Source organism: Brachyspira sp. SAP_772 (assembly GCF_009755885.1).
GTDB lineage: Bacteria > Spirochaetota > Brachyspiria > Brachyspirales > Brachyspiraceae > Brachyspira.
In genome coordinates, this window is record NZ_VYIX01000051.1 from 1 (window position 1) to 959 (window position 959).

Annotated in this window: 2 protein-coding genes; one reads left to right on the top strand and one right to left on the bottom strand. The window is 26.3% G+C overall.

Going from position 1 to position 959, the window contains the following annotated elements; genetic code table 11:
- Positions 1-54: 54 nt before the first annotated feature.
- Positions 55-537: a GNAT family N-acetyltransferase gene (locus GQX97_RS12485; protein ID WP_157152236.1), complete on the bottom strand. Its 483-nt coding sequence runs from the start codon at positions 535-537 to the stop codon at positions 55-57.
- A 126-nt stretch (positions 538-663) separates the two neighbouring features.
- Here GQX97_RS12485 and GQX97_RS12490 point away from each other — a divergent pair.
- Positions 664-959, top strand: a 296-nt coding sequence (locus tag GQX97_RS12490; RefSeq protein WP_255447401.1) for an MATE family efflux transporter, incomplete at its 3' end; no start/stop codon positions are given.

A 959-nucleotide genomic window follows, 5' to 3' on the forward strand; every position in this document is an offset into this window, starting at 1 on the left:
TTTAAAGTCCATTATATACTCCTTTTTAAAGTCCATTATATACTCCTTAATTAATCATAAATCTATATAATAAAGAACTATATCCTCATACTCATTATTTTTATTAAGATAGCCTTTTTTTACAATACCTATTTCATTAAAGCCTATTTTTTTATATAACCTATGAGCAGCTTCATTAGACAATACAACAGCATTAAACTGAAGTATTTTATAACCCAATTTAGCACCCTGTTTAATACAATCTCTTACTAATGCCTCCCCTACCCCTTTACCTCGAATATTTTTATCTACAGCATAAGAAGCATTACATATATGTCCGCACCTTCCCATATTATTAGGGTGAAGTATATAAACGCCATAAACTTTTTCTTCTTCTATCGCTAATCCAGTATAATCTTGAGAAGAAAAATATTTATCTGCTTCTTCTAAATCTTTTAAAACATCTATTTGAGGAAAATAAATACCATCTTCTATGATATTATTCCATATATTTATAGCCTCTTTAAYATATTTTTTATTATATTTTATTATTTCCATATTATCTCCTTTATATTATTATATATTATATATACACTATTGACAAATAAACAAAAATATTTATACTTGGTATCAGTCTGAAAACGTACTTCTAATTTTTTTATTTTAAATAAATAGACATACAAAATGGAACTTAATAATAAAACTTTAATAGAAAATAGCAGTATAAAACTATTTTTTAAATTCGCTATACCTAGTATTTTGGGTATGATTATGGGAAGTGCTGCAGTATTTGTAGACGGTTTTTTTGTGGCGCATTTTATTTCTGCTAATGCATTTACTGCAATTAATATAGTTTGGCCAATCACTGCTTTATCATTTGGTATTTATGTAATGCTTACAATAGGCTCTATTGCACTCGCTGGTAAATGCATAGGAGAAAACAATATAAGAAGAGCTAATTTAATATTTACTCAAACTTT